Consider the following 4,921-nt stretch of genomic DNA (forward strand, 5'->3'; position numbering starts at 1 on the left):
ATCCTCTTTTTTCATTTTTAATTGATTTATTTAGATTGTACAGTATCTTTATCTCTCTTTTCCAAAACATTATTCCGGCAATTACAATCTGTTCCGAAACTATATATTTGATATTTGAGTCCACATGAAAATCCCTAACATTACAATCGGGCCAAAACAGATATTGGCATTCAATGCATTGTAAATAACGATTTTAACATTTCGGGTTTTACGAACGGACTCATATATTTGAATCAATTAAGCGAACTTGACTGAGCGGTCAATTAGTTCAGGTTCATTGATGAATCTGGTTCACATACTACCCTGAACCCGATTCCTTTAATATCAGAATACCACCAGATACTCTTTGGTTGCTGCGGGTCTGTCTTCAGCCAGGCGTCATGTTGTGTGTGACTACGGCTTGCACAGCGCACATCAGCTGCATCGGAATTGTATGATCCGCCTCTTACCACCCACTCTTCACCTTCAGTCACTCGTGGATTTACGGTAACTCCCGAACGTTTGCCATAAGCTTCCGGATCGTATTTGTCGGATGTATATTCCATCACATTACCCAACATATTCTTCAATCCATATTGATTCGGCAATACAGCCAATGGCAGTTGTGTTCTACCATCGCTATTTTTATTATACACCACATAAGCACTGATGCTGTCGGTTTTAGGTTTGAAAATATTCCTCATAAAGCCCCGGTCGGAAAAATCCTTCGGACTTCCTTGGAAGAAATAGGCTGTTTTTTTACCCCCCCTGGCAGCATACTCCCATTCCGCTTCAGTTGGCAGGCGGTAATTCTTACCTGTTTTTTTTGATAACCATTGACAGAATGTTTCAGCTGCGTAATGTGTCATCGTGATAGCGGGACGGTCGCCCTGCCCCCAACCTTGGTCCGGATAGCCAAAAGGAGGTGTTGGCCCGGAGATGGCATCAACCTCTTCTGCATTCAAGTTGTTTTCATAAACAACTTCAGGGGGAGTGCGCCCTTCACTTATTGTCTCAGCGTAAAATGCCCAAAATTGATCCCATGTAGTTTCCACTTCAGCCATAAAGAAAGGGCTCACGGAAACCTCATGCTGTGGCGATTCATCCGGGTTGCGGAAATGCTCTTTTTCCGGGCTCCCCATTAAAAATGTTCCACCGTCAACAGCAATCATGTTGAATGAAACAACTGTTCCGGGAATCTGCTCAGTATAATTGGCAAAGGCAGTTACCTGAGTCGATTCCTTATAAAACAGGCTGCTGTCAGCTGCCATTGAACCTGTTACACCAGGAATTCCTGTCATCTGTCCATGTGCGTAGTTAGGATTATAATGCCCTGCATCGAGATGGCAGCTTATACATTGGAGGTCAAGTTTTTCCGCATTCTCCTCATAATATAGATGTGCTGTGATACCATCATCGGTAATTCCCTCCGGAAAAAGATTTTGATGACACTTAACACATGATTTGTTTGGTATATATTTGACAGCGTATTCCAATTCTGATTTTTTATCCCAGTCGAAATCGGCAGTATCTTTGGTTAGATAGCCCCACAGGTCGCGCATTCCAAGTGCTGCTTTTGCGCTATAGTGCTCCCATGTGTTGTCTGTAGGAGGAAGGTGGCAATCCACACAGTTTACCATTACTCCACTACCGTTGTTCACATGTGTAGACAGCTTCCAGCTATCTTCTACATGAGGATGCACATGACACATCATACACGATTCATTGGTCGAAAAATAGACCGAGGTCTGATACAAAGCTCCTACAAATACAATTCCAATTATAATTCCTGTTATAAGGAAAAATCCTTTACGATTGTGAAATTTCTTTTTTGGCTTAGTGTTCCTTCTTGAAACTCTCGACATTGTTGTTTTTGATAAGAAATATTAAATTATAACTTTCATCTATAAGAAAGAGTTAATCGCCTATAAAAGTACTCATTTTTATCTTATCGTGAAAAATATTTTCATTTATAAAGCCATTGCTTATTTAGAAGAGTAATATCAATAACAGACAAAAGTGTTTTTTTAGATTGATTCCCATCAGAGTAACCAAGTAAAATATTATTTTTGTCTACAAAATGAATTGCAATATAGCAATAAAATCCATCCGGATCGTCCTGAATGTTTTTGATATTTTCCCATGTTTTCCCTTCATTTTTTGAAATCGCTACAGTTAAAGGTGTCCTTTTATTTTTAATAACAGGATCCGTCCCGTCGTTATTATTCCACACAAGAAGCCAATCATTTGAACCTGGTATTTTTTCAATTGAGGCAGGTGATAATGGAGACGGGATATTACTAGCCTCAATATGGCTCCATGTCTCTCCCCTATCGGAAGAAAATGACATTTGCTGGTATCCTCCGCTTGAGCGAATATACATCATTACACGGCCATCCCTCATCTCAACCAGCCCTGGCTCCTGAGTAATAATATCAGTATTATCCGGCACTTGTGAACTTGAATACCATGTCAAGCCATTATCATCTGAGTAATAACAGAATAAATCGGCTTTATTTGACCATTTGCCGCCTCTTAATTGATGTAAGGCCACTGACATTAATAACCTATCATCTTTAAGTTGAATAACTCTATCATTATTTAGCACAAAATAGCCTTGTTTATCAGTAATACAACGGATTGCTTCGCTCCACGATTTTGCTTCGTCTTTAGAAATACGCATCATCGGAATACAATCTTCAGTTGAATTTTTTCTTAAATAAAACAAGGCTATATCTCCATTATGCAAACGAAGCAGGGAGACTGACATCACATTCATGCCCCCCTCATTTTCTACAATTATCTCATCATTATCGCTCCATGTTTGCCCCCCATCATCGGAATATCGTCCTGCAAGATAAGCAGTGGCGTGATCGCTGGAAGAAGTTCCATAATAATGGCTGTACACAAATAGAATTCTTCCATCTTTAAGATTTATAAAATCACCTTCACTGTTGCGAGGATTATTTTCAGAAGAATTGATTTTAAAAACGGTTTGCGGGGAAACGTAATCAACACTCTTCTTGCTTCTCCATGGCAGACATGAAAACATCGTAAGTAACAGAGTTATAATAGATATATTATAAACACCAAATTGAAAATTAATTGATTTTGTTTTCATTTGATCTCATTTTTATTTTAGTTTAGTCTAATAACATTAATTCATCTTTCGCATATGATAATGTCGCTGAAAGTGTATAACCGGCATGGTTTTTAACAGCTAATAATTTTATCATTCATAGCGTGAAGCAGGTACATGCAAAACAGGAAAATAGTAAAGGGGTTGCCAACAAAAAGTCAACAGCCCCCTATTATATTAAACTAATTAAGTAAACTACCACTACCTGAACGCATGGGTGGCATGATAAACTCAGCGGACTCTGAATTATGACCACCAACAGGTTGGAAAAAAGCTGCCGGGAGGAAGTCCACTACCGGAAATGGCGTTCAACCTCTTTCCTGTTCCTGATGGGGATAAGGGTAAACCCGTAGGTAACCTTGCCCTCTCCGGGACGAATCAGGTATTCTTCCAGCGGAAGCTTACCCCAGCTGTTGTTCCCTCCCACACCCTGCATGCGGTGATCGATAAAGAGGTCCACCACATCCGATGGGCGGTAGTCGCTTATATGCTTGTTTCGATCGACGGTTCCTACCGGGGCATCGTTGTTGAGCGATTCTCCGTTAGTTATGGTCTCAAGAAGATAGTTAGACACGTTGAACTCGAAAAGGCTATCCGCAACAAAGAGAAGTCCGGCGCCCGACTTTTGGGTAAGTGCCAGCCAGCGGGTATCGGTATGATGTCCGTTTTCCTGTGGAAGCACATAACGTGTGACCATCTCACTTATCGGAGATGAGTATAGGTCCACAAAAGCAGAACTTTTTCTATCGGCATAGTTTTCCCAGGGGCCCCTTCCGTAATAATCCGCTTGCACCAGCTCTCCGCTAAGCTGCATTCTCATGCCAATGCGTGGTATCAGCTCTGCCTTAGATGCAGTAGCATTGAATGTGTTGGATATATGCATTGCTCCGTTATTGTAGATAGTATAAGTAACTTCGTTACTGGCTCCAGCTTCGGGGTAATTATAACTATAGGTGAGAGTGGTTTCATCACCTGTCGCTATCCTAAGGTTTTCTGCCTTTAGTTCCAGGTAGCTAGCCTCTCTCCACGCCGAAAGCCGCTGAGGCAGCCTAGCTCCGTAATCGTTATCGATAGGTGCCCGCCAGAAGAACGGACGGGGTCCCGCACCGTTTTCTATATATTCTGTTCCATCCACCCTGTAGGAGGTTAGCAGACCGCTTTCCCTGTTGAATACAGCCTTGAAACGACCTCCGCTCACGATAACCGATGTTTCGTCCTCTTCTACTTTAGCAGCTTTCTCTTTACCAGTAACTAAATCAGAAAGGTGATTGACGGTAAACTGGTCACGTGCCACCACCCAGCCGGCGGGGATAAGCCGTTCCTCCTCCTTCTGTGTTACTGTGAAGGTAATGGTCAGTTGATCATTTCTGTTTGCGTAGCGGGACCATCCGGGTATATTCACTTTTATGGCCTCCTGGGGATCTGCATTCACATTTAGCGGTCCTTTTGACAGCTCCCGCCCTTCAGCCTTGATGCTATACGTAACGTTGTACCTGCTGATGTCCTTGAAGAAATGCTCGTTGTAGAGCTCTGCCGACCCATCCTCCGGGTTGAAATTCCGAAACCAAACATTTTGATATACCTTGCGCATCTCTTCGGTATGCGGTTTCACGCTCCGGTCTGGGAATACCACACCATTGATACAAAAGTCGCCGGAAGTTGGAGTACCTGTCGGTCCGTAGTCGCCACCGTAGGCCCAGAAACGGTTTCCCTTCTCATCGCTCTTCACCAATCCCTGGTCCACCCAGTCCCAAATAAAGCCCCCCTGTAGCAGCGGGTACTTCCGGATTATGTCCCAGTATT

General features: G+C 42.5%; 3 protein-coding genes. All 3 read right to left on the reverse strand.

The annotated features are described in order from the left end of the window. Positions 1-263: 263 nt before the first annotated feature. Positions 264-1,844: an SUMF1/EgtB/PvdO family nonheme iron enzyme gene (locus tag B3Z75_RS13225; RefSeq protein WP_238865700.1), complete on the reverse strand. Its 1,581-nt coding sequence runs from the start codon at positions 1,842-1,844 to the stop codon at positions 264-266. Between the two features lie 101 nt (positions 1,845-1,945). Beyond that, positions 1,946-3,100, reverse strand: a complete 1,155-nt coding sequence (locus tag B3Z75_RS13230; RefSeq protein WP_238865699.1) for a sialidase family protein — start codon at positions 3,098-3,100, stop codon at positions 1,946-1,948. Between the two features lie 310 nt (positions 3,101-3,410). Then, a partial coding sequence (locus B3Z75_RS13235) for a beta-galactosidase domain 4-containing protein (RefSeq protein WP_286845727.1) occupies positions 3,411-4,921 on the reverse strand: 1,511 nt, incomplete at its 5' end.

It is taken from the genome of Proteiniphilum sp. UBA1028 (genome assembly GCF_002316955.1).
Classification (GTDB): Bacteria; Bacteroidota; Bacteroidia; order Bacteroidales; family Dysgonomonadaceae; genus Proteiniphilum.

Excerpts from the sequence above, each read along its gene's own strand:
- B3Z75_RS13225 (WP_238865700.1), bottom strand. The coding sequence starts at position 1,844 with ATGTCGAGAGTTTCAAGAAGGAACACTAAGCCAAAAAAGAAATTTCAC.
- B3Z75_RS13230 (WP_238865699.1), bottom strand. The coding sequence starts at position 3,100 with ATGAAAACAAAATCAATTAATTTTCAATTTGGTGTTTATAATATATCT.